Here is a 22,358-nt window from a genome sequence, read left to right as displayed (position 1 = left end):
CCCCTAATAATTACATAAACAAATGGAATCGCCTGCGCACAGCCGATTCCATTTGTTTCCTTATTTCATTTTAAACCTTCATCGCTTCTCGTACAATGTAACTGTCCACATATTGTTTAAATTTCACTATTTTTCCATTTTCAAGCTGCCATACATGAACAAATTCCGCCTCAAATGATTTTCCCGTCTCTTTATAAACTCCTGAGTAAACACCTTCAGCAATAATCACATCTTTTCCGTTTACTTCATGGTACGTATTTACACTCGCTTTATAATCATCCCATTCTGATCCTAAACGACTAAATACATTTTCCATTATAGCTTCTGTACCTATATACGTTCCGCCGTACGGAAAACCTGCTGCCTCTGTCCACTCTACTTTTTCAGAGAAAGCTTCCGCTAAATGTTTTGCATTTGAAGAAGATGGTCCTTCATATGTGCTTCGAACAATTTCTAAATTTGTTTTTTGCTTCATTATTTTTTCACCCCAAACGCGTTTGCCGCTAAAACAAGTCCAATTTCTAACGCTTTAACGTGCGGGAACCGCTCCTTTATTGCCGTTTGAATTTCTTCATTTGAAGGATTTCCTGCAAGAACTTCATCAAATGCAACTAAATATTTACGAGTATGTTTAATCGCGTCTGCTGTATTTGGTACGTCATAATCACGATGACCCGCTACAACAATTTCAGGATGAAGATTTTCAAGTTCACTTAATGTTTCTAACCATTTATGACGAGCTTCAGCATCTGTTTCTAACGTCCATACGAAAGTATTGTTATAAACGATATCGCCTGTAACAACGGCTTTTAATGATGGAATCCATACATAACTATTATTCGGTGTATCACCTTGCAAACCACCTTTAATGATTAAATCATTTCCCTCTAAAATCAATTTCTCTTCTGTTAATTCCTCTGGAACAATTGGTTGATGAGGAACATTATGCCCAATAGATGGTTTCCACTGTTCCACTTTCTTCTCAAATGTGTTACGAATATCTTCAACAGTATTCCGTAATGCAACAATCTTCGCTTCTGGAAATGCTTCATGTAATACATTTAATCCAAAATAGTGATCTGGATGGAAATGAGTCACATAAATATGAGTTAAATTCTTTCCTGTTTCAATAATTTGAGCTGCTAAACGGTGCGCATCACTTAATAAAAATTGTGCATCGATAAGAATTGCATCTTTTTCTCCGTATACAATTGTGGATGTAACTTGAAATGCTTGCTCAGATCCTGTAAAAACCTCTAAATGTAATTTTGACATGTTATTTCCTCCACTTTTTATTTACTCTTTTATATTCCTTTATTCTTTAAGCTTTATTCTAGTTGTAACTAAGTTAGTTACAACTAGAATAAAAAAATATACGAATCATTTTATTACTAATCGACTTGATGTAATCATTATAGTTACACCAAGTCGTCAAGTCAACACTAAAAAAATAAAATTTACTTCGTTTTCATTACTTTCTCTTTTAAGAAGCGATCTACATATCCTTCTGCTTTTACAACGAATAAATACGCACCCATTGATAATAATGCAAGATCTAATTCATATCCCGGATTCTTTCCATCTCCTAATAAGCCTGCTGCTCCATTTACCTTTACGATAGCTCCAGCCAAAATAAGAGCGAATAACAATCCTACATACCTCACGCCTAAACCGATAATTAATAATATACCACCAACTAATTCAACTGTTGCTACGCCATATGCAAGACCACCTGGTAAACCGATGCTTGTAAACCATCCTGCTACGTTATCTATACCTGATTGAAACTTTGCTAAACCGTGTGCAAAAAAAGTAACTCCTAATACGATACGAATAATTAAATTACCAATATATTGATTCATTCTGAACTCTCCTTTTTTGTTTTGTTATGGTGAACATTTATTCACAAGACAAAACAATACGGTATTTCTTTTCATTCGTCAAATGCTTTTTTAAAGAAACCAAAAAACATTATCCTTTTTGCAGATAATGTTTTTTATAAAATAGTGCTAATTCAAGCTTTCGCTCTATTACTTAGAAAAAGTTGAAAATTTTTCCCAGCACCTATATAAGACAATAAAGACACATCTTCTTCCATCACCATTCCAACAACATTCACTTTCCTATCTTCAGGTAAATCATTTATAACTATTTGCATTTCACCAGCATATCTACCGTACAATTCATTATCAATTGTAATACTGCCTCGTTTTCTTGAAATTGTATTCATCGGTTGTAATGCAACTTTATTTTCTTCTCTTGATTCCACAGAGCGAATGACATCACGTGCTGGATCTAATCTATTTGTATGCACTTTCTCTACCACTTTTAATACTTCATTTTCATTTATAAATGGCTCATATCCCAGCGGAATAATCCCTCTACTCGCACTTGCTATTTCTTGTACACTTTCTAAACTCCCGCTTATATCGCCAATTAAAACTTTATCAACAGCACAATCTTGCACAAGTTCTAAATATGCTTGAAGCGGGCGCATACTGCGATGTTTTTCTAAAGTTGGTAAACCCTCATATAACGGACCGCGTTTTTCACCATCTCCCGGAATAAATGCCATCGTTTTTATTCCGCACTCATGTAAATATTTATTTTGTTTTTGCAAAAACGACTTTGCTAGTCCTGTTTCTGGACGTGGATAAAAATTATGCCACGCTTCTACACGATCTACTCGTATATTTTCCGCAAGTAACTCTTTCCAAAATGGTTCTGTAATCGTACTCGCATTTAAAGCTACCTTCATCTTATGAGATACACGTGCGATTTCTTTTGGCGTAATACCGTAATCCATTCGTAAACCAGTAATGCCAAAGTCTAATAACTCTTCCACATTTTCATACGTCATCCCTAAATGGTTTAACGATTTTGGAGAGACATCAACCATTAATTCCATTTCATTTTCGAGAGCTTGTTTCCCAAGTATTTGAATTAACTCCTTATACGTATTCGGATCATCTTCTGGAATGTGAAGAGATGTAAAAACAGATGAAAATCCGTTTTCTTTCGCTAGTTTTAACCATGCTTCTTGTTTCTCTACTCGCTCTTTTGAAAGATAAATTGAAACTCCTATCATATAAATCTCTCCTTCTATTAATATAAAAAAAAGAGAAAGGAATCCCTTTCTCTATATGTTTTCTGCCATTTCTTCTTTAAAGCCGAAGAAGTACGTAAAGATGAATCCGAAAATATATGCAACTACTAATCCAAGGAAATATAATAAATATTTATTATCAGCAATTAACGGAATTAATGATAATCCTGATACACCTATTCCGAGTGAAGCCGTTTTCATAACAGCTTGGAATGCACCACCGACAGCCGCTCCTAAACAAGCAGTAATAAACGGTTTCCCAAGTGGCAATGTAACCCCGTATAATAGCGGTTCGCCAATTCCTAAAAATCCTACTGGTAATCCACCTTTAATCACATTACGAAGGCGTTTATTTTTTGTTTTCACATAAATCGCAATTGCTGCTCCTACTTGCCCAGCGCCAGCCATTGCTAATACTGGTAATAAAGGCGTTACGTGCGTTTGATTAATAAATTCCATATGAATCGGTGTTAAACCGTGATGTAATCCGACCATTACGAGAGGTAAAAATGTTCCGGCAAGCACAGCTCCAGCAAATGCTCCGCCAACATTTAAAATTGCATTAATACCGCTTGTAATACCATCAGATAAGAAGCCTGCTACTGGCTGAATCGCTAACATCGTTACTATACTTACAGCTAATACAGTAATGAGTGGTGTCACAATAATATCAACTGCATTTGGCACAGCTTTTCGCACTCGTCTCTCAACTACAACCATAAGCCATGCTGCAAAAATAACTGCAAATAATCCGCCCCGTCCGGGTACGAGCGCTTCACCGAATAATTTTACATTCGCCATCGCTGGGTTGAAAATTAAAATACCTGCAATTGCCCCAAGAACTGGTGTCCCGCCAAATTCTTTCGCTGTATTCCAACCGACTAAAATTCCTAAGAATGTAAAGATACCGCCGCCAATAAGTAGTAGCATTTGTAGCCACGTTGCATTCGGGTCAGCACCTGCGTTTTTCGCAAAGTTAGCAACCCCATTTATAATTCCTGACGCAACAAGTCCCGGAATTAGCGGAATGAAAATACTTCCTATTTTTCTTAAAAAGTTTTTCACTGGTGTATTATTTTTCTTCTTAATCTCTGACTTCATCTCTTGCCCAAGATCTTCAAGGTGGTGATCTGCCACCTCACCAATTCGCAGTCCCGTTAAATCTTCCATCTCAGCTGCTACTTTATTTACTGTCCCTGGCCCAACAACAACTTGAAGCGTTTCATCTTCAATCACTCCCATAACACCTTCAACCTTTTTTAAAAGGTCCATGTTCACTTTACTTTCATCATGAAGCGTTAATCGTAACCTCGTCATACAATGAGCAATGCCACGAATATTTTTTACTCCCCCAAGCTGCTCTGAAATTTCTTTGGCCATTCTCTCTTCTTTCTTCATAATAGAATCCCCCTCCCCAAAGTTTAAAGTGCTTTCTTCACAAATCCTTTCGCACCTTTTAATTTTTCTAGTGCTTCCCCATATTCACACTGTAGTAATATCATAACGATTGCAGCTTTCACATTTCGATCTGCTTTCTCATAACACTCTGTAGCTACTTCATAACTAGCGCCTGTCGCTTCAACAATAATTCGTTTTGAGCGTTCTACCAATTTTTCATTTGTAGATTGAACATCTACCATTAAGTTTTTATATACTTTCCCTACACCAATCATAGACGCTGTAGAAATCATATTGAGTACTAACTTTTGCGCTGTGCCAGCCTTCAACCGTGTTGAGCCTGTTAATATTTCTGCGCCTGTTTCCACTTCCACATTTAGTTTTGCATATTTACTTATTTCAGCATTTTTATTACAGGAAATACTAGCTGTACTTGCTCCCATGCTACTTGCATATTTCAATCCGCCAATTACATAGGGTGTTCTACCACTTGCTGCAATTCCAATAACCGTATCTTTCTCGTTTAATCCAATACTTTTTAAATCTTCTTTTGCTAACTCTTCACGATCTTCGGCACCTTCCACCGCCTTAGTAAACGCTTTCAATCCACCTGCTATAAATCCTTGAACCATGTTATCATCTGTTCCAAATGTCGGGGGACATTCTACTGCGTCTAAAATGCCTAAACGGCCACTCGTACCAGCCCCAATATAAATTAAACGGCCTTCTTCTTCAAAAGACTTAGTAACAATTTGTACAACCTTTTCAATTTCTTCTATTTCATTTTCAACTGCTAACGCAACAGTTCGATCTTCTTCATTCATACTTTGTAAAACTTCTTTTATACTCATCTCATCTAGATTCATCGTTTTCTCATTACGGTGTTCTGTCGATAAATTCTCTAACATATTGCCACCCTCTTCGAAATTATATTTCACACTTTTATTATAACTTTAAGAAACTAAAAATCAATAACTCTTTCTTATTTTATGAAATAAAATTTCACAACATGACATATTTGTGTCAAAGATAATAAAAAAGATGAGTCTCCCCATCTTTTCTTCTACTTCAATTTCCGTAACCGTAATGCTTCTTCTCTCGTCTCCATAAATTGATCTAATACTTTATTACCAATTCGATTGAAAGTAATCACATATAAAGCATCAATCATATTCAGTTGCGTCATTCTCGAAGCAATACTCGCAATGCGATGGTCTTGCTCTACATCTGGCATACAAAGGCGAATGTCTGCCGCTTTATATAACGGAGATGATTGGTCTAGCTTCGTAATCGCAATAACTGTAGCCCCTCGCTTCTTCGCATATTGCGCCATTTCGAGCACATCTTTCGTCCGCCCAGAAGTTGAAATCGCCACAAATATATCTCCCTCTTTTAAATTCGTGACGAGTGGCAACATCATATGAAAATCAGATAGCATCATCGCTGTAAATCCGAGTCGTGTAAATTTATAAGCCCCGTCCATCGCTGGAGTAGCTGAACCACCTACTCCGTAAAATATAACTTTATCCGCATTTACAATACGATCTGCAGCTCTCTCAAGTTCCTTCTTATCTATCGCCGTGACGCTCGCCTCAATTGCAGCTTTATTCACATATGTAACTTTATTAAACAAGTCGTACGGTCCATCTTCCGTATTCATCACTGAAAAATCATTAATATTATAATCAGCAATCGTTAATTCACGAACGAGCGCGATTTTAAATGATTTAAAGCTCCCAATCCCAATCGACTTACAAAAGCGAACAACACTTGCCTCACTTGCGCCTGCATTCGTTGACACTTCTTTCGTCGTTAAGTTCGGAACAATTTCTGCATTCTCCATTATGTACATGGCAACCTTCTTTTCGGCTGGTGAAAATTGATCCATATTACTTTCAATTTTAAATAGTAATGTTGAAGCTTTCACTATTTAACCTCCACTTCTCACGGTTGCGTTCTCTTATTTTCTCTTGCTTCAAGGAGGTAAAAACCATCATCGCCAGGAGGATGAAACACATTTACAATGCGATTTCCTTTTTGATAAACAGTTCTTTCCCCTTCTGTCCACTTCTTTTCCCAACCGTTCATCCAAATCGCAACATTAGGTAAAAAAGCAGTATATTTCAGCTTTTGATCGTACTCACCATCTGCTTCTTCTGAAAAAATAGAAACCGGAAAATCTTTCACTTTTGATTCTTTCCATGCAGTAAATGGTATGCACAATAAAAGGAGTATAATTACACCTATAACCTTCTCCTTAGTAATCTTCACACATTTCTCTCCTCGCCCTAGCATATACGTAGATTTTACCATAATTACAAACCATTCACGCTACATGACTATTGCTTTTTGCGATAAAAAAAGAGCTTACCTACATCAGATAAGCCCTTCCTCCCTATACAAAATACTTCTTCAAAAGTGGCGGCGTAATAATTGTTGTCAATATAACAACAATGACAATAGCTGTGAAATTTTCTTTCGCTAATAAATTTGCCGTAAGTCCATTTGCTGCGATAATAAGCGCTACTTCCCCGCGCGACACCATCCCCGCACCAATACTAATAGAAGATTGTAAGTTAAATCCTGTTAGTCTTGCTCCTAAACCTGATCCAATTAACTTTGTGAAAATTGCGATGAGCGTCATAATGATAATGAACCAAAGCTGGCTTCCGATACCTTGAAATGTAATTTCCATTCCAATACTTACGAAGAAAACTGGTACAAATATCGCATACGCAATCGGTTCAATTTTATGTTCTACTTCATGCTTATACTCTGTTTGAGAAATGGCAATTCCAGCTGCGAATGCTCCAATAATACCTGCAATCCCCATCATTTCACTGTAATACGAAAAAGAGAAACAAATAATAAGAGCTGCACTAATTAATGCTTCTGTTACGCGAAGTGGTACGAGCATTTTCATAATCCATGGAACAACTTTCCAAGAGATGAAAACAATACTTACAAAAAAGATAATTTTCTTTGCAATGACTAGCGTTACATTTACATCTTGTGTACCTAAAAAACTCATCACAAATGCTAATAAAATAACGACAATTACATCATCAAATACAGCTGCACCTAAAATCGTCGTACTTTCTCTCGTATTCATTTTCCCTAAATCTCTTAGTGTTTGAACAGAAATACTAACCGAAGTGGCACAAAGTAATAACCCTAAAAAGATCGCATGCGACTGTAACATTCCAAACGCAAGTCCTGCTAAATACCCACCAAGGAATGGGAAAATAATTCCTCCCATCGCTACTGCGAATGCAGATTTTAAATTACGATTTAACTCTTCTAAATCAGTTTCGAGTCCTGCCATAAACATAAGTAGCAAAACACCAATTTCGCTAAGCTCATCAATAAGTTCTGAACTATTAATAATACCTAGCAAAGCCGGACCGATAATAATACCAACGATTAATTTACCGAGTACAGAAGGCTGGCCAAGTCTAACGCTAATATCACCAGCTAATTTCGTACAAAGTAAAATGACGACAAGTTCAAAATAAAATAACATAACATCTTCTCCTACTATAATAAAGTAAAACTTTAATCAGTGGATTATTCTTCATCTCTACTGATTGTTAACCTGCATCTATTTCTGCACATAGTTTCTCCTTACAACCGGCTTTTTATTTGTTAAAATTTTATTTGACAAAATATTCTGAATTATAATAAGATTAACCCAGAAATTTTAAAAAACTACATACCATAACTGTATTTTCATTCATTTACATACTCTTTTCCAATGGGCTCGTACTATATTCGCAGTTATGGAAATGAAAACTAAAGGAGGAGAGTTCAAAGTGAAGTCATTATTACGAAAAAAAGCGCTTAGTACTGAATCACCACGACAGCTAGATCGAACATTAACGGCACTTGATTTAACGTTTTTAGGAATCGGCGCCGTAATTGGGACAGGGATTTTTGTATTAACAGGTATCGTAGCGGCAAAACATTCTGGCCCTGGTATTATGCTATCATTCCTTATTGCTGCATTTACTTGTGCTTGTGTAGCCTTTTGTTATGCCGAATTTGCTTCTTCTATTCCTGTCTCAGGAAGTGTGTATACTTACGCATACATGACAGTCGGGGAAGTCGTCGCCTTTATCGTTGGTTGGTGTTTAATGCTCGAATATTTACTCGCTGTTGCAGCGGTAGCTGTTGGCTGGTCTGGATACTTACAATCATTGCTTCAAGGGTTCAATATACACCTTCCCACCATTATTTCCTCGGCCCCTGGTACAGGAAAAGGTGGTCTCATTGATTTACCAGCTGTTTGTATTTTACTTCTCATTACTGGGCTTTTAAGTTTTGGTATACGCGAAAGCGCACGCATTAATAATGTTATGGTCCTTATCAAATTAGCAGTTATTATCGCCTTTATCGTAGCAGGCGCAAAATATGTAAAGCCTGAAAATTGGACACCGTTCATTCCATTCGGGTACGACGGTATTATTACCGGAGCTGCCACTGTCTTCTTCGCCTTTTTAGGTTTTGATGCAATCGCAACCGCGGCAGAAGAAACGAAAAAACCGCAGCGTGATTTACCAATTGGCATTATCGGTTCCCTTCTTATTTGTACAGTTTTATACATGATCGTATCTTTCGTTTTAACAGGTATGGTTCCTTATACGCAATTAGACGTTTCTGACCCTGTTGCATTTGCACTACATTTCGTTGGCGAAGATACTATTGCAGGGCTACTTGCAGTTGGTGCGATGACAGGAATGACAACCGTTCTTTTAGTCGTTATGTATGGACAAGTTCGTGTTTCTTATGCAATGAGCCGAGACGGCTTACTCCCAAAAGCGTTATCACGCGTAAATAAAAAAGTTAAAATCCCTTTACTAAACACATGGATTACTGGGGTATTTGCAGCTTTATTAGCAGGACTTTTAGACCTACATTTACTAGCGAATTTAGTAAACATCGGTACGTTAACAGCCTTCGCATTCGTTTGCTTTGCTGTACTTATTTTACGGAAAACTCATCCTGACTTAAAACGCGGATTCCGTACACCTTTCGTACCTGTATTGCCAGTTGTCGCGATTCTTTGCTGTTTATATTTAATGATCAATTTGTCTACAACGACATGGATTAGCTTTGCAGTTTGGCTTATAGTCGGCTTATGCTTCTATTTCTTCTACTCTAGAAAACATAGTCATTTAGCTACTGAAAAAACAAATGATGAGACGAAAAAAGCATAACAAAATAGCTCGCCGATGAAACGGCGAGCTATTTTCATGTTTTATCCCGATTGGTGAGGGCTAATAATCAATGGGGGATGAACACCCCCCACTGATTAAAGTTTCACCTTATTATATTTTTGCGTTAACGATTGTAAAATGGTGAATATACAGATGCAAGCTGTAAATCATGCCCAATTCCCTATCAGTGTAGCGTATTAAAAAACTCCAATACCTACAAATAATAGGAAAATAATGACCTGATATATGAGCTTCTACTTTTGCATAGCCTCCCCCTTTACTTCGTCTCCTTCTTTTTTTTCTTCCACGCATTTACACTATCAAAGAAGAAATTAATAAATAACGTGCCTAAACCCGCTAATAAAAATGTCATTAAAAATAGAACCCATATACTTTTCTCTTTTAAGAAATAATATCCTACAAGGAGCACAACCGCGATCCATACATATTCAAGAATTCTTTTTATCTTTTTCTGTTCCAAATTATTCGCTCCCTTTTTCCATGCTATTTTTAGTATAACAAAAAAGAAGCCTATCATGATAAGCTTCTTTTCTTCTACCTTATTTGTTTATGCTTTTCTCAACAAGTGAAATCGCATGCTCTATCGTACGATTCATCGTTTCTACCTGTGCATCTTTTACTTTCACATCTTTTAACACAGTTTCTGCAACTGTAATTTTTTGACTCAATGATTTCACTGAACCATCCGTTACGTTTGCAGATTGGGCTTTCTTCACTAAAGCTTTGGCTGATTCAATATTGATTTGTAATTTTTCTTTCGGTGTTTTTGGTTGTTCTTCTGCCACTTTTGATTGTACGAATGTTTGGTTTGCTGTTTTTAATTCATTATACATTTGAACAACTTGCTCACCTGTACTTGTCATATTCCCAAACACTTTCTTAGCATTGTCATAGTTTTTTTGTAATTCTTTGAAAGCTTCTTGTGAATATTGGCCTGGTTTTTCACCAAATTCATAAGTACCTGCCAATACTTCTTTCACTTTTCCAATCTCTTCATATAACGTATTTACTTGCTCTAATTTTGTACGATTAGAAAACTCGTTATACGCTGCTACTACTTCTGAAGAACTTAATGCTTTACTATATAATTTTGCTAACGCAATTTGTCCATTTAACGGAATACCCCCATTTCCGTTGCTGTCTGGATCTGCACCAAGTGCAAATGGTACGTTCGGGTGATATACTTTCCCTTGAGCTGGCTGACTATTTATTTTTTTACCATCTACATAAATTGCTACTTCACTTCCGTTATACGTTCCTGTTAAATGATACGTTTTGTTTGCTGCTAATTGAACGCCAACACGTTTATAGCTTCCGCCAATATGAGCCCATAATTCTACATATCCATTTCCTGTAGATTCAAAACCAATTCCGCCGCTCTCTGTATTTTGTAAAATTCCTTGTCCACGAATTTCATTCATCGAAAATACAGTTTCTAACGTAAATGAATTTGCTACTTTTTCTTTTTGTGCTGCTGAAAATGGAAGATAACCAAATGTATTTGCTTTTCCATTTAATTTCATTACATTTGTTTTCAACGCTTTATCATATTCAATAGATACATTCCCTTTCACATCACCTTTTGTTCCAAACGGTGAGTTATCTTTAAATGTACCATCTAAGAAATTCACATCAAAAATGTCTGCCTTTGGTACTTTCACATTCGGATCAATATTATCTTTTTTCGTAGTAATTTCTGCCGTTAACGGCTGCGCGCTTTCATTGCCAAACGAATCAATCGCAACTACTTCAAGTGTATATGTTTTCCCACCATCTAATCCTGCTAGCGTAAATGTAAGTTCTTTCGGCACTGGATCCCGATAAAACTCTGAGAATGCTAACAACTTATTTTTAATTTCTCCTGTTTGTTTATCCTTCGCCTGTACACGATAAGAGTGAACAAGAAGGTTGTCCACTGCTTGCGGGAATGTTACCGTTGCTGCGTTTTCCGTTACATTTGATACTGATACTTTCGCATCTTTCGCAAAAGATGGCTTTTCTTTATCACGGTCTTCTACATGCGTAAATGTTTCTTTCTTTGATGGCAACTGAATTTTCCATGGCTCGCCTGTCCAAGAATTCGTATGGAAATCACGACGATTAATTGTTACTTCCTTATCATCTACCTCTACTAATAAGCCTTGGCTTAATGCACGAGATTCTGAAGGGATATTCCCTTGCACTTTACCACCTTCAACTTCCATATAACTTACAGAAGATGTGCCAACAGATGTAAAGTCTTTTTGATGAATCGATCTTGGATCATCTAATGGATAATGTGAATGACCTGAAAACGTAATGACTTGTGGGTACTCTTTTAACACTGCATTAATTTTTGCACTATCTTGTGTTCCCCATTCATGACTACCGTATACTGTATCTTTAATATGCTGATGTAAAAATACGAAAATCGGTTTTTCCGGATCATCTTTTTGTGCCTTTGCCATTTCTTCTTTTAACCAATTAATTTGCTTGTCCGAATAATAGCCATGTGTTGTCCCATCCTCTGGAGACATAACAAGGAAATGATACCCTTTTACCACCTTATGATAATAAACCGATTCCATTCCTGTCTTTTCTAAGAAACGCTTCTGTGCTCCCTCTACAGATAAGCCGTTCCAATAATCATGATTACCTAGAGAATTCATTCGTACCGCATCTTTATTTGCATTTTCGTTATACACTTGCATGAAACGATCATATTGCTTTACTGAACCCGAATCAGTAAAATCACCTACAATGACAAACGCATCTTGCTTTGGTGCAAGCGTATTAAATTGCTCAATCGCTCTTTTCCAGCGGAACGTATCATCTGTTCCACTATCTTTAATATGCACATCACTTACAACTGGGAAAACGATTTTCTTCTCACTTGGTGCCTTTTCTTGCTTTTTCTCTTCCGCTTTAACCGACGTACTCCACGGTAATGATACAAATCCCAATACAAATACCATTAATAATCCAATAAGACCTTTTACTTTTCGTAAAGCAGTTCTTTCCACGTGAATCCTCCTCATAATAATTGATTCATTACAAGGGCTATTTTATCTTAAACATATTAATATCGTTTAAATAACAAATGAATTTTATTAGATTTTTGTAAATATACAGTTAATTAAGTATTAAGTCCAACATTACTCGTACTATTGTATACAACCACCTTTTGTCTAAAAGAGTCTGATCATTCTTTTCCCATGTCTATTCACATATAATCTTTTCTATAACATTAATGATAAGTTAAGCTGTAAGCCTATTAGACAATCTTAATTTTAAAAATTTTCTTCTTTTCTTAACACATCGGCCATGCTTCTACATTTAATAGTAGTAAAAGACAACTTAAAAAGGAGGGGTTGTATTGAAGAACAAAAAAAATATTGGCTGTTTCGCTCCTTTATCTATCATTTGTCCAGACCCTTGTCCACCGCCCCCTCCTCCAAATCCAAGTTGTGAGCGAGTAACAAATGAATTTGCAGGGAATTTCCTCATAACTAACAACACCATTCCCTCTACCAAAGATGCACTACAATCAATGATACTGTGGCAAAGTGATGGGATACTGCTTATATCAGGTACTGTCTCGGTTTACAATAGTACTAGCAGCACTGAAGCAATTACAATTCAAATCATTGGAGCAGTAACCAATATTTTCACTGTGTTTCCTGGCAATACAATATCTTACACAGGTAAAGATTTAAAATCCGTTAGTATTATTAATATACAAAATAATCCTTCACTATATTTAGAAGGCAAGTACTGTTGCCAATTTACATGTTGCTTATAGAATACCAATTTTATTACTTCCTCAATTTAAAAAAGCATACCATTTACGGTATGCTTTTTTTATGAAATTGGATAACGTACTGTAATACAAAACTCGCCTTGATTAACAGTTGTTCCTATCGTTGTAATTCGAACAGTAGTAAAGTGCCTCACTGTGAAAGTACCACTACTTTGCGGTTGTACAGTAATCGTATCGACTACTGTAGCACCTACTAAAAAATCCACTGTAATCGGATTTGCACCTGTATCATATTTTACATAACCTGAACCGTATATTTCTTGTGTAAGATTATTCGTATAGACAATTTGAGTACCCGCACCTGTAATTGACCAGTCTGCACATACTTGATCTTGCACAAGCGTTTTATTAGAACAACAAGACAAACTGGAACTTCTCATTCCCATTTCAACCCTCTCCTATTCTTCTACGAAAGTGAATAGCGTGTCGTAATACAAAATTCTCCCTGATACGTTCCAGCAGGTGTTGCAGGTAACACAACTTGTATACTATCAAAGCGGCGATACGTAAAAGCAATACTCGTTCCTGGGTTTAATGTTTGTGTATCAATTGTAGCCCCAGCAGAATCAAGTGCTTCTACAGTAATCGGGCCTGGTCCAACATCATATTTAACAAAACCAGTACCAATTACGTTTTGGTTAATATTATTTGTATAGAGAACATTATCAATTGCTGTTGCAACTACAGTAGCAGACCACGGACTACACACTTTATCTTGCACATAATTTTTATCTGGACAGCAAGTTAATGCTGACCCTGAGCACTCACAAGACATAGTTGTTTCCCCTCTCTCTTTTATATTCCCTATATGTGTATGTCCTTCAGAGTCTTTTGCCTGTACTATTCATCTATTTCCAAAAATAAGCACATCATAATTTAAAGTAAAACTCCCACCTCAATACTTTGCTTTACAGCTAAGTTTTGAGGTGGGAATCTTACTGCCCGTTAATGCGAAATAAACTAAATAGATTCAGTTTTGTTTCGTTTTTTCATAAATTTATAGATAAAGATACTAGCCACGATAAGAAGAACGCCTCCTAATATCGGTAACATATATTGTCCAACAACGCCCGCCGCTTTTTCCCAATGCGGACCTAATTTCATTCCAAAATAAATATACAAAGTCGTTAACGGGAACATTGCTACAAATGTATATATGCTAAATTTCCATATGTTCATTTTTGCCATACCACACGGTACAGAAATAAGTGTTCGAACTCCTGGTACGAAGCGTCCAACAAATGCCACAACTGGACCATACTTCGCAAAGAAATCATCTGCTTTTTGAATTTGTTCTTCTTTAATAAAGAAGTATTTCCCGTATTTTATTAATAGAGGGCGACCACCGTAATAACCGAGTGCATATAACGTTAACGGTCCTGTAGTTCCGCCAAGTGTCCCTGCTAATACAGCTAGCCAAAAATTCATATCTCCCTCATATACCCAATACCCAACCATGGGCAAAACTACTTCTGCTGGAATAAATTCAAACGTTAATGCTAACACAACTCCAAAATAAGAAAACTGCTTTAAAAACTCGATTATATCTAAAATAATTTGCTCCATATTTTCAACTCCTATCCTACGTTTACGTTATGCTTTTCTTGTAATTGCACTGGCGCCATCTTTACAATTCGATTCAAAATAAATAACACAATTCCAATATCATCTAAAATACCAATAAACGGTAGGAAGTCTGGAATTAAATCGAGCGGCATCGCTACATAACCAACTAAAAAAGCAATAGATAAAATTTTCTTCTTTATTGAAACCTCTTTTGAAGTAAAAAAGTCAAATAGAAATGGAACAAAACGGCGGACATGGAATACAACTCTTAATCTACTAAAAAGTTTTTTCATTTTCTAGCTCCTCTCTTTGTATACAAAAAGGACCCTACCAAATATGGTAAGGGTCCTAAAAAAGACAATAAGGGGCCTTTACCATTGCTGGTAAAGGTCTCACTAACAACGAAACGTTGCCAATAAAGCCGAGGGTTTCTCCCTGTAATGACGACTTTACTGTGATAAGTTACTCCCCTTTAGATACACAATTTTATACAATCACATTAAGATATTTGGAGGGGCTTGTCAATATTTTTTTCATAACGAAACCTGTTCACATACTTCTATCACTGTTAAAATTTGTCTGCTTGATCTTCCCTACAATCTATTTTTAAAGCAGATTACATTTCGGTATCTCTAACCCTGAGGATTGTGCTAACTTCAATAAATAGTAACACTCCTCCCTCGCCATATGATCCGCCATCCTGGCTGATAATGAACTTAATATTTGCTCAGACAACTCTAATTCTTCTACTTCTCGAAGGAAATGCGAGAATAACTTTAGCTCTAGTGAAACGTCTTTTGTAAACTTCTTCAAAGCTGGAAAATGTTTCAGTTCTGCCCGTAAATAACCTGTCATTTCAACTGCTTTTAAATAAAATTGTTCAAAATGTTTAGCAAACAAATCACTTTTCTCCTTCAATCCTTTTTCCACAACATCTAATCCGCCTGAAATAGAACCAGCATGCCCTGCTGCATCCGTTAACCACGCGAGATGATAGTGTAGTTCATGAAAAACGGGCGGGACTTCTCCCCTCCCTAAGTATTCTAATACTGTTATATATTCCTCCACTTCATTTACCATATGATTAATAAAAGTCGGAGTAAAATGAATCACAATTTTACCTTCCAATTGCTTTTGTATAATATTTAATTTAAATGCTCGAATCTCCTCTGCAGCTTGTTCTGCATCTTTTGAAAATGCAATAAAATTTACAGTATGAATTTCATTTAAAAAGTTCGTGAATTTTTCTACAAAATAGGTGGCTTTCTGTATATCTTCTTTCTCCTGTGGAGCTAAAGCATCTAGTAAAAACTGAGCATGATCCCCGAGAACTTTGAGCCAAAATTTATGTTCAAACAGTGCGCTTTCTTCATACATTCTATCCACGCTATCCCCCCTATGGTTACTCATGCCTCTGATGAAATTTGAAGCTTATAGCAATCTGGATCATAAAGAGTAATTACCACCCCATCCGCATGCTGTTCTTCCGCAAAAGATATTTTGTAAAACTGTAATTTTCTCTTTACTTTTTCCATATCAGAAATTGAAAAGGTTATTAATTCACACGAAGAATTAGCAACCTTCTCTCGCCCTCGTAAATTCCGATTTACTACAAAACAAATTCTCGTTAAACCAACGTCATACCAAACACCTGTTACATGTAGTTGAGGTCTCTCCTTGCTTGGTTTAAAGCCTAAAATCCCTTCATAAAAATACAATGTTTCCTTTAAATTTTTTGATTCTAATACGATACATGTTGTAATGCCTTCCATCCTCAACTCCCCCTGTCTCTATTAGTTTTTTATATGAGTCATAAATGACAATTATGTACGAATACAATACATAATAATGGATATTTCATTTATAAAGGAGGGTTGTAACATGGATAAATTCATGAAATCCTACATACCTTATCATGGTCCAAACGATCCTTGTCCTCCAATTGGAAAGAAATATTACTCAACTCCCCCGCACTTATATATGGGTTTTCAACCAACTAATTTACCCCAATTCACACCAAAAGAAGCTTTAAGAAAAGGGACTTTATGGCCTGCTTTTTATGATTATTATGAAAATCCTTACAAAAAAGGAAGGTGAATAAAAACGTGACACAAACATTGCCTGATGAATATTACAAATGGATTGAAGAACTACAAGAACTAGACTTTGTATTAGTTGAACTTACCCTCTATTTAGATACGCACCCCGACGATACTGCAGCTATAAATCAATTCAATGATTTCTCCTATAAACGAAGAGTATTACAACAAAAAATTGAAGAAAAATACGGGCCACTTCAGCAGTTCGGAAATAGTTATTCTAACGCTCCATGGCAATGGAGCCAAGGACCGTGGCCATGGCAAATATAAAGGAGAGAAACTATGTGGATTTATGAAAAAAAATTACAATATCCTGTTAAAGTGAGTACTTGTAATCCAGCACTCGCAAAATTATTAGTTGAACAGTACGGTGGTGCGGACGGTGAATTAGCCGCTGCTCTTCGCTACTTAAATCAACGTTATACAATTCCTGATAAAGTCGTTGGCTTACTAACCGATATTGGTACAGAAGAGTTCGCACATTTAGAAATGATTGCTACAATGATTTATAAATTAACAAAAGATGCAACACCTGAACAAATGAAAGCTGCCGGATTAGACGCGCATTATGCGAATCATGACAGCGCCTTGTTTTACCATAATGCAGGTGGTGTTCCTTTTACTGCCACTTACATTCAAGCGAAAGGAGATCCTATCGCAGATTTATACGAGGATATTGCAGCTGAAGAAAAAGCACGAGCGACTTATCAATGGCTAATTGATTTATCAGACGATCCCGATATAAATGATAGCTTACGCTTTTTACGCGAACGAGAAATCGTCCATTCTCAACGTTTCCGAGAAGCTGTAGAAATTTTAAAAGAAGAACGTGATAGGCAAATTTATTTTTAACACACGTATCCTAGCGATATGTGTTTTTTTACGTTAAAAGTGAAATTCTTCCTGCATTAACATATAAATAGTATATTTATTCAATTTTACGCATTATTTTAAAATATTTTTAAAATTCCCTCTTGCTTTCTAGTCATCAGACCTTTAAAATAATAACAGTCAATCGACAAATTATTTGAATTTTCGACAAAAAAACGCTCATTAGGAGGCTTTTCTTTATATGCGTACAACTTTAAAACCAGCGCAAATACTTTCGATTAGTTTATTACTATTCGCAGTTTTCTTCGGTGCTGGTAATATGATTTTCCCGCCTCTTCTCGGTCTTTCTTCCGGAGAAAATATGTGGGTTTCCATTACAGGATTTATTATTACAGATGTCGGTTTATCTTTACTAGCTATCGTCGCTGTTGCCCTTGCTGGTGGTAGTTTTAATACTTTAGCGAGCCGTGTTCACCCAAAATTCGCAGCAGTATTCGCTATCATTATTTATCTTTCCATCGGCCCACTATTTGTTATTCCACGAACTGGAACTGTATCTTATGAAATTGGGATTGCACCACTTTTCCCAGATCAATGGTACTCTATGTTAGTTTTTAGTGCGATTTTCTTTATAGTCGTCTACTTCTTATCGTTAAATCCATCCAAATTAGTAGATCATATCGGAAAAATATTAACGCCAATTTTGCTTGGAATTATTGCAATTATGGCAACAAAAGCGATTCTTTCACCAGGATCATTTGCAGAACCTGTTGGTGACTATAAAGAAATTCCATTTTTCAAAGGATTTCTTGAAGGCTTTTTAACATTAGATGCAATCGGAGCACTCGTATTATCAACGATTGTTGTAAATGCAATTCGTCAAAACGGGATACAAGATAAGAAATCCATTGCGAAATATACAATTATTTGCGGAAGCATTGCGGCTCTTTTCTTAACAATTGTTTACTTCTTACTCGGTTATATCGGCGCTTCAAACGGAAACTTAGGACAATTTGAAAATGGCGGTCAACTATTAGCAACTATTATGTATCAATTTTTTGGGACAAGCGGTAATGTTTTATTAAGTATCGCAATTATCTTTGCTTGTTTAACGACTGCAATCGGTGTTGTAAGTGCATTCGCCAACTATTTCACAACAGTATTAACAAATGTTTCATATAAGAAGCTTGTACTATACGTTTGTATTTTTAGCTTCGTTATTTCAAACTTAGGATTAAGTTTATTAATCAAAATTACATTACCTGTATTAATTATTTTATATCCAATTACAATCATTTTAATTTCCGTATCCTTTATTGATAAATATACGAAACGTAAACCTTCTGTCTATATCGGAGCGATGATTGCAGCATTCCTTATTAGCTGTATTCATGCACTTGATAATGTGGGAATGATACCAAGTTTTATCGCTAATATCGTACACGCAATTCCTTTTTATGAACTAGGTATTGGCTGGATTGTTCCAGCAATAATCGGTGGTATAATCGGATACTGTATTCCACAAACAGAAGCTGCAGGTGAAGTTTCTACAAAATAAAGAAAAGAAGCAAGCATTGATTATGCTTGCTTCTTCTTTATTTTCAAATCGTATGCTTAAACGTAAACAGCTCTTCTTTTGACTGCACAGCAGGTTGTTCCTTTTCTACATCTGTCTTCTTTCTCACTCCGCCTAACCTTACTTTCATCATCGCCTCTTCTATACTTTTTACAATCATATTTCCTGAAAAGATAGTAAGTCCAAAAAATGTAATTGGAACGAGAGGAATCCACGGATTAACTGTTAATGATCTAAAATAAACTCCAATTAAACCTGACCATTCATGTGTGTAAGAGTCTATTTCTTCTACCGGTCCTAAAAACTTAACAGTTCCGCCAAAGAATACTTCCAGTAACCCTAAGTGGAGTAAAATAGTAAGAGTCTGCGTAAATTGCTGAAGAAATACAAGTATAAACGTCATATAGAGATGCGGAAAAAGATGCTTTATAACAATGTGTCTTCTTGATCCACCTAATATACACGCAGCCTCAATGAATTCTTCGGTTCTCAATTTACGAACTTCCTTCGCAACATACAGTGCAATAACTGGCATCACAAGCATTACAAGTAATACAACTTGAAACGAAGCCCTTTCAAAAAAAGTTGTTGTTTCCTCTCCACTTCCAAAGGTATTCACAGATTGGAGAAAGAAATACGCAATCATAACTGTTGGAATAACTGTAAAACTATCAAAAAAAGCCTCGATTTTTGAAAACCCTCTTTTTATGTACGTTCCGAGTACAACACCAAAAAATACACCTATTACCATTCTAAGTGCCGCAATTAAAATAGATATACCAATCGTCCACTTCGCGCCTTCAATGACTAAATGTAACAGGTCATATCCTTTCCGGTCTGTCCCGAGTAAAAATTGTAATGAAGGTGAAAACGGTGGTACTTCTGGATTTCCATCCGCATCATATTGCAGTGTAACTTGTCTAATGTGCCCACCATTCCATATCGTATTTCCGATGCTCAAAAGAACTAATATGAGAAGAAACCCAATGCTTATCCAAAATCTTTTATCGCGTTTTATATACGTCCACATATTATAATCTCTCCTTCATCGCAGCTGGAATGAGATAATGAAACAATTTGAATAAAATAAAAATCGGAATATAAATAAGCAGCACACTAACGATGAAAACCTCAACCCTAATACCTTCATAAGATTTCAAAAACATAAAAATACCACCCGTATTAAAAATCCATTCTATAATATATAAATTGGATAACATAAAAAAGATATTCGTTTTCGCAAAGAAAAGTGTACTAAGTAACACATTTCGTAAAATATGACGATTTAAAATATGAAAGCGATTCAGCCCTTTCGCCTTAGCAAATAGTACATAATCTTTTTCTAGCTCATTTTCAAAACGAAGCACTAACATTTTTACAAACATAATCGTAGTCGGTATACTCAAACAAAATATTGGCAATCCTCTAATCGACTCGCCTCCAATTGACGCAATTTGAAAAGGTAAAAAACCTGTTTGTTTAAAAAACCATATAACTAAAATTTGTGATACTAAAATAAGAAGAATGTCTGGAATGGATTCTAGGAAGATGAGAAATGATTTAATTCGATGTTGTATACGCGGTGAACTACTCATAATCATATAAACGATACAAAATGCTACAAATAATGAAATGAAAAAAGCGGCCAAAAAAATAACAATCGTTTCTTTATAATGGACAAACAACTGTGGGAATAAAAATTTATCTCTCACATATTGCAAATTGGAGAGATCCATTAAGTTCGCAAATACTTCTTTTAAACTCTTTATGTACTCTGATACATGCAGCTCAAATCCATAAAACAACTTCGGCAGTGCCCCTAAACAAATAATACCCAAAATCGAAATAATAAATTGAATCGTCACTTCCATCCCATTCAAAAAAACTTTTTTGACCACGTTTTCCCTTCTCTCTATATGTAATTTACCCTCTAATTTTATTCTTAATTTTCTGAATTGTAAATATTTATAAGATAAAAAATCACTAGGTTATGATCCTAGTGATTCTTTATGCGCATGCCCTTCTCTTTTCACAAACGGCATATACAAAATAAAACATCCCATAAGCGCTGCAATTTCTAATGAAATGACATAGTAAGGATGCGGCCCTAACATATCGAGTAATGAAGCAGTTTCTGGCTTACGAGCTAAAAACATATAATTACCGCCTGTTTTGTAATTCACAAACGAAACAATTGGAATCAATATATTTAAAAATACCATCGTACGCTTAATAGATTGTAATGTCGGACGATATCCTTCCACCCATGTCATAAAGAGTGGTGCCCAAATGAGCAATATATGTGCGATAAAGAATTCTATAAAGCGAAAATGCGGAAAAGCATATTGCACGTTCGGTGTTAAAATAGCTTGCGATGCACCGATAATCCCTGTAAAAAACACAATCTCATATATTCGATAGCTTTTCGTTACAATCATAATCGATGCTAACAATAAACTAATCGTACATAACTCAAATGGTAATGAAGTGCCTAGCTCAAAAATCCCAGCTTTCCATTCCCACATATGAAGTCCAATCTCACTTCCTATAAATAGAAATGCAATTGCATATCGAACCGTTATATTCCACTCACTTTGACGCAATAAATCTTGGTATTGATACAGAAAAAATATCCCCACCAACATAATAAATAATATAATGACATGTTGCCTCGAGTACGGAATAAATGGTTTTAATGGATGCGCACTAAAATAAGCTTCCATCTTCCTTCCTCCTCTCCTTCATA

General features: G+C 35.9%; 26 protein-coding genes and 1 pseudogene. 6 read left to right on the top strand and 21 right to left on the bottom strand.

The window, feature by feature from the left end; genetic code table 11:
- Positions 1–70 precede the first annotated feature (70 nt).
- The 9 genes from MKX37_RS04245 to MKX37_RS04205 form a co-directional block, all read right to left on the bottom strand.
- Positions 71–475 carry a nuclear transport factor 2 family protein gene (locus MKX37_RS04245; RefSeq protein WP_033729782.1) on the bottom strand — a complete coding sequence of 135 codons (405 nt, stop codon included), beginning with the start codon at positions 473–475 and terminating at the stop codon, positions 71–73.
- Positions 475–1,275 carry an MBL fold metallo-hydrolase gene (locus MKX37_RS04240; RefSeq protein ID WP_033729780.1) on the bottom strand — a complete coding sequence of 267 codons (801 nt, stop codon included), beginning with the start codon at positions 1,273–1,275 and terminating at the stop codon, positions 475–477. The genes MKX37_RS04245 and MKX37_RS04240 overlap by 1 nt, the downstream gene beginning before the upstream one ends.
- Before the next feature lie 182 nt (positions 1,276–1,457).
- Positions 1,458–1,862 (bottom strand): DoxX family protein, encoded by a 405-nt coding sequence (locus MKX37_RS04235; RefSeq protein ID WP_001077751.1) that lies wholly within the window; start codon positions 1,860–1,862, stop codon positions 1,458–1,460.
- 152 nt (positions 1,863–2,014) lie between these two features.
- On the bottom strand, positions 2,015–3,088 hold the full coding sequence (locus MKX37_RS04230; RefSeq protein WP_002169091.1) for a DUF871 domain-containing protein: 1,074 nt from the start codon (positions 3,086–3,088) through the stop codon (positions 2,015–2,017).
- A gap of 51 nt (positions 3,089–3,139) precedes the next feature.
- Complete coding sequence (locus MKX37_RS04225; RefSeq protein ID WP_002125455.1) at positions 3,140–4,504, bottom strand: PTS transporter subunit EIIC; 1,365 nt, start codon at positions 4,502–4,504, stop codon at positions 3,140–3,142.
- Positions 4,505–4,527: 23 nt separating this feature from the next.
- The gene (gene murQ, locus MKX37_RS04220) at positions 4,528–5,412 is read right to left on the bottom strand and encodes an N-acetylmuramic acid 6-phosphate etherase (protein WP_002125454.1); all 885 of its coding nucleotides are present in this window, start codon (positions 5,410–5,412) and stop codon (positions 4,528–4,530) included.
- 155 nt (positions 5,413–5,567) lie between these two features.
- A complete protein-coding gene (locus MKX37_RS04215; RefSeq protein ID WP_002186671.1) occupies positions 5,568–6,431 on the bottom strand; it encodes a MurR/RpiR family transcriptional regulator in 864 nt (287 codons plus the stop codon).
- A gap of 17 nt (positions 6,432–6,448) precedes the next feature.
- Positions 6,449–6,775: a hypothetical protein gene (locus MKX37_RS04210; protein WP_002125452.1), complete on the bottom strand. Its 327-nt coding sequence runs from the start codon at positions 6,773–6,775 to the stop codon at positions 6,449–6,451.
- Positions 6,776–6,899: 124 nt separating this feature from the next.
- Positions 6,900–8,027, bottom strand: a complete 1,128-nt coding sequence (locus tag MKX37_RS04205) for a cation:proton antiporter (RefSeq protein ID WP_078422166.1) — start codon at positions 8,025–8,027, stop codon at positions 6,900–6,902.
- Between the two features lie 256 nt (positions 8,028–8,283).
- Between MKX37_RS04205 and MKX37_RS04200 the strand changes: the two genes are divergently transcribed.
- On the top strand, positions 8,284–9,720 hold the full coding sequence (locus MKX37_RS04200) for an amino acid permease (protein ID WP_003187518.1): 1,437 nt from the start codon (positions 8,284–8,286) through the stop codon (positions 9,718–9,720).
- Between the two features lie 95 nt (positions 9,721–9,815).
- On the opposite strand, the pseudogene MKX37_RS04195 reads toward MKX37_RS04200, so the two are convergent.
- The 3 genes and pseudogenes from MKX37_RS04195 to MKX37_RS04185 form a co-directional block, all read right to left on the bottom strand.
- Positions 9,816–9,968: pseudogene (locus tag MKX37_RS04195) on the bottom strand (RpiR family transcriptional regulator).
- Between the two features lie 29 nt (positions 9,969–9,997).
- Entirely contained in the window at positions 9,998–10,201 is a 204-nt protein-coding gene (locus MKX37_RS04190; protein ID WP_002169093.1) for a hypothetical protein, read from the bottom strand.
- Positions 10,202–10,280: 79 nt separating this feature from the next.
- On the bottom strand, positions 10,281–12,743 hold the full coding sequence (locus MKX37_RS04185) for a LamG-like jellyroll fold domain-containing protein (protein ID WP_078422165.1): 2,463 nt from the start codon (positions 12,741–12,743) through the stop codon (positions 10,281–10,283).
- A 353-nt stretch (positions 12,744–13,096) separates the two neighbouring features.
- Here MKX37_RS04185 and MKX37_RS04180 point away from each other — a divergent pair, with 353 nt between their 5' ends.
- On the top strand, positions 13,097–13,522 hold the full coding sequence (locus MKX37_RS04180; RefSeq protein WP_002087412.1) for an S-Ena type endospore appendage: 426 nt from the start codon (positions 13,097–13,099) through the stop codon (positions 13,520–13,522).
- A 59-nt stretch (positions 13,523–13,581) separates the two neighbouring features.
- Here MKX37_RS04180 and MKX37_RS04175 read toward each other — a convergent pair whose 3' ends face one another.
- From MKX37_RS04175 to MKX37_RS04150, 6 genes are all read right to left on the bottom strand, one after another.
- Positions 13,582–13,926 (bottom strand): DUF3992 domain-containing protein, encoded by a 345-nt coding sequence (locus MKX37_RS04175; RefSeq protein WP_078422164.1) that lies wholly within the window; start codon positions 13,924–13,926, stop codon positions 13,582–13,584.
- A gap of 20 nt (positions 13,927–13,946) precedes the next feature.
- A complete protein-coding gene (locus MKX37_RS04170) occupies positions 13,947–14,315 on the bottom strand; it encodes a DUF3992 domain-containing protein (RefSeq protein ID WP_002116435.1) in 369 nt (122 codons plus the stop codon).
- Between the two features lie 185 nt (positions 14,316–14,500).
- Positions 14,501–15,106, bottom strand: coding sequence for a DedA family protein (locus MKX37_RS04165; RefSeq protein ID WP_000435001.1), 606 nt, complete (start codon positions 15,104–15,106; stop codon positions 14,501–14,503).
- 11 nt (positions 15,107–15,117) lie between these two features.
- Positions 15,118–15,399, bottom strand: a complete 282-nt coding sequence (locus tag MKX37_RS04160; RefSeq protein WP_002125440.1) for a YkvA family protein — start codon at positions 15,397–15,399, stop codon at positions 15,118–15,120.
- A 313-nt stretch (positions 15,400–15,712) separates the two neighbouring features.
- Positions 15,713–16,516: a DUF2935 domain-containing protein gene (locus tag MKX37_RS04155; protein WP_078422163.1), complete on the bottom strand. Its 804-nt coding sequence runs from the start codon at positions 16,514–16,516 to the stop codon at positions 15,713–15,715.
- On the bottom strand, positions 16,513–16,878 hold the full coding sequence (locus tag MKX37_RS04150) for a VOC family protein (protein WP_000398543.1): 366 nt from the start codon (positions 16,876–16,878) through the stop codon (positions 16,513–16,515). The genes MKX37_RS04155 and MKX37_RS04150 overlap by 4 nt, the downstream gene beginning before the upstream one ends.
- Positions 16,879–16,987: 109 nt before the next feature.
- Between MKX37_RS04150 and MKX37_RS04145 the strand changes: the two genes are divergently transcribed.
- From MKX37_RS04145 to brnQ2, 4 genes are all read left to right on the top strand, one after another.
- Complete coding sequence (locus MKX37_RS04145; RefSeq protein WP_000357172.1) at positions 16,988–17,203, top strand: spore coat associated protein CotJA; 216 nt, start codon at positions 16,988–16,990, stop codon at positions 17,201–17,203.
- Between the two features lie 8 nt (positions 17,204–17,211).
- A complete protein-coding gene (locus MKX37_RS04140; RefSeq protein WP_000194953.1) occupies positions 17,212–17,475 on the top strand; it encodes a spore coat protein CotJB in 264 nt (87 codons plus the stop codon).
- A gap of 12 nt (positions 17,476–17,487) precedes the next feature.
- On the top strand, positions 17,488–18,057 hold the full coding sequence (cotJC, locus tag MKX37_RS04135) for a spore coat protein CotJC (RefSeq protein ID WP_002010774.1): 570 nt from the start codon (positions 17,488–17,490) through the stop codon (positions 18,055–18,057).
- A gap of 220 nt (positions 18,058–18,277) precedes the next feature.
- Positions 18,278–19,594, top strand: a complete 1,317-nt coding sequence (gene brnQ2, locus MKX37_RS04130; RefSeq protein WP_078422162.1) for a branched-chain amino acid transport system II carrier protein BrnQ2 — start codon at positions 18,278–18,280, stop codon at positions 19,592–19,594.
- Positions 19,595–19,637: 43 nt separating this feature from the next.
- Here the strand turns inward: brnQ2 and MKX37_RS04125 are convergent, their stop codons facing one another.
- From MKX37_RS04125 to MKX37_RS04115, 3 genes are all read right to left on the bottom strand, one after another.
- The gene (locus MKX37_RS04125; RefSeq protein WP_078422161.1) at positions 19,638–20,642 is read right to left on the bottom strand and encodes an ABC transporter permease; all 1,005 of its coding nucleotides are present in this window, start codon (positions 20,640–20,642) and stop codon (positions 19,638–19,640) included.
- A 1-nt stretch (position 20,643) separates the two neighbouring features.
- A complete protein-coding gene (locus MKX37_RS04120) occupies positions 20,644–21,510 on the bottom strand; it encodes an ABC transporter permease subunit (protein WP_016119638.1) in 867 nt (288 codons plus the stop codon).
- Between the two features lie 90 nt (positions 21,511–21,600).
- Positions 21,601–22,335 (bottom strand): YwaF family protein, encoded by a 735-nt coding sequence (locus MKX37_RS04115; RefSeq protein ID WP_078422160.1) that lies wholly within the window; start codon positions 22,333–22,335, stop codon positions 21,601–21,603.
- Positions 22,336–22,358 lie beyond the last annotated feature (23 nt).

The organism is Bacillus sp. FSL R5-0709 (assembly GCF_038004785.1).
Taxonomy (GTDB): domain Bacteria; phylum Bacillota; class Bacilli; order Bacillales; family Bacillaceae_G; genus Bacillus_A; species Bacillus_A mycoides.
Note: the sequence above shows the minus strand (reverse complement) of the source record. Positions and strands in the feature narration are given on the sequence as shown.

Bases quoted from the DNA above. Each gene is read 5' to 3' on its own strand.
- MKX37_RS04245 (WP_033729782.1), bottom strand. From the start codon at position 475: ATGAAGCAAAAAACAAATTTAGAAATTGTTCGAAGCACATATGAAGGA.
- MKX37_RS04240 (WP_033729780.1), bottom strand. From the start codon at position 1,275: ATGTCAAAATTACATTTAGAGGTTTTTACAGGATCTGAGCAAGCATTT.
- MKX37_RS04235 (WP_001077751.1), bottom strand. From the start codon at position 1,862: ATGAATCAATATATTGGTAATTTAATTATTCGTATCGTATTAGGAGTT.
- MKX37_RS04230 (WP_002169091.1), bottom strand. From the start codon at position 3,088: ATGATAGGAGTTTCAATTTATCTTTCAAAAGAGCGAGTAGAGAAACAA.
- MKX37_RS04225 (WP_002125455.1), bottom strand. From the start codon at position 4,504: ATGAAGAAAGAAGAGAGAATGGCCAAAGAAATTTCAGAGCAGCTTGGG.
- murQ (WP_002125454.1), bottom strand. From the start codon at position 5,412: ATGTTAGAGAATTTATCGACAGAACACCGTAATGAGAAAACGATGAAT.
- MKX37_RS04205 (WP_078422166.1), bottom strand. From the start codon at position 8,027: ATGTTATTTTATTTTGAACTTGTCGTCATTTTACTTTGTACGAAATTA.
- MKX37_RS04200 (WP_003187518.1), top strand. From the start codon at position 8,284: ATGGAAATGAAAACTAAAGGAGGAGAGTTCAAAGTGAAGTCATTATTA.
- MKX37_RS04175 (WP_078422164.1), bottom strand. From the start codon at position 13,926: ATGGGAATGAGAAGTTCCAGTTTGTCTTGTTGTTCTAATAAAACGCTT.
- MKX37_RS04170 (WP_002116435.1), bottom strand. From the start codon at position 14,315: ATGTCTTGTGAGTGCTCAGGGTCAGCATTAACTTGCTGTCCAGATAAA.
- MKX37_RS04165 (WP_000435001.1), bottom strand. From the start codon at position 15,106: ATGGAGCAAATTATTTTAGATATAATCGAGTTTTTAAAGCAGTTTTCT.
- MKX37_RS04160 (WP_002125440.1), bottom strand. From the start codon at position 15,399: ATGAAAAAACTTTTTAGTAGATTAAGAGTTGTATTCCATGTCCGCCGT.
- MKX37_RS04155 (WP_078422163.1), bottom strand. From the start codon at position 16,516: ATGAGTAACCATAGGGGGGATAGCGTGGATAGAATGTATGAAGAAAGC.
- MKX37_RS04150 (WP_000398543.1), bottom strand. From the start codon at position 16,878: ATGGAAGGCATTACAACATGTATCGTATTAGAATCAAAAAATTTAAAG.
- MKX37_RS04145 (WP_000357172.1), top strand. From the start codon at position 16,988: ATGGATAAATTCATGAAATCCTACATACCTTATCATGGTCCAAACGAT.
- cotJC (WP_002010774.1), top strand. From the start codon at position 17,488: ATGTGGATTTATGAAAAAAAATTACAATATCCTGTTAAAGTGAGTACT.
- brnQ2 (WP_078422162.1), top strand. From the start codon at position 18,278: ATGCGTACAACTTTAAAACCAGCGCAAATACTTTCGATTAGTTTATTA.
- MKX37_RS04125 (WP_078422161.1), bottom strand. From the start codon at position 20,642: ATGTGGACGTATATAAAACGCGATAAAAGATTTTGGATAAGCATTGGG.
- MKX37_RS04115 (WP_078422160.1), bottom strand. From the start codon at position 22,335: ATGGAAGCTTATTTTAGTGCGCATCCATTAAAACCATTTATTCCGTAC.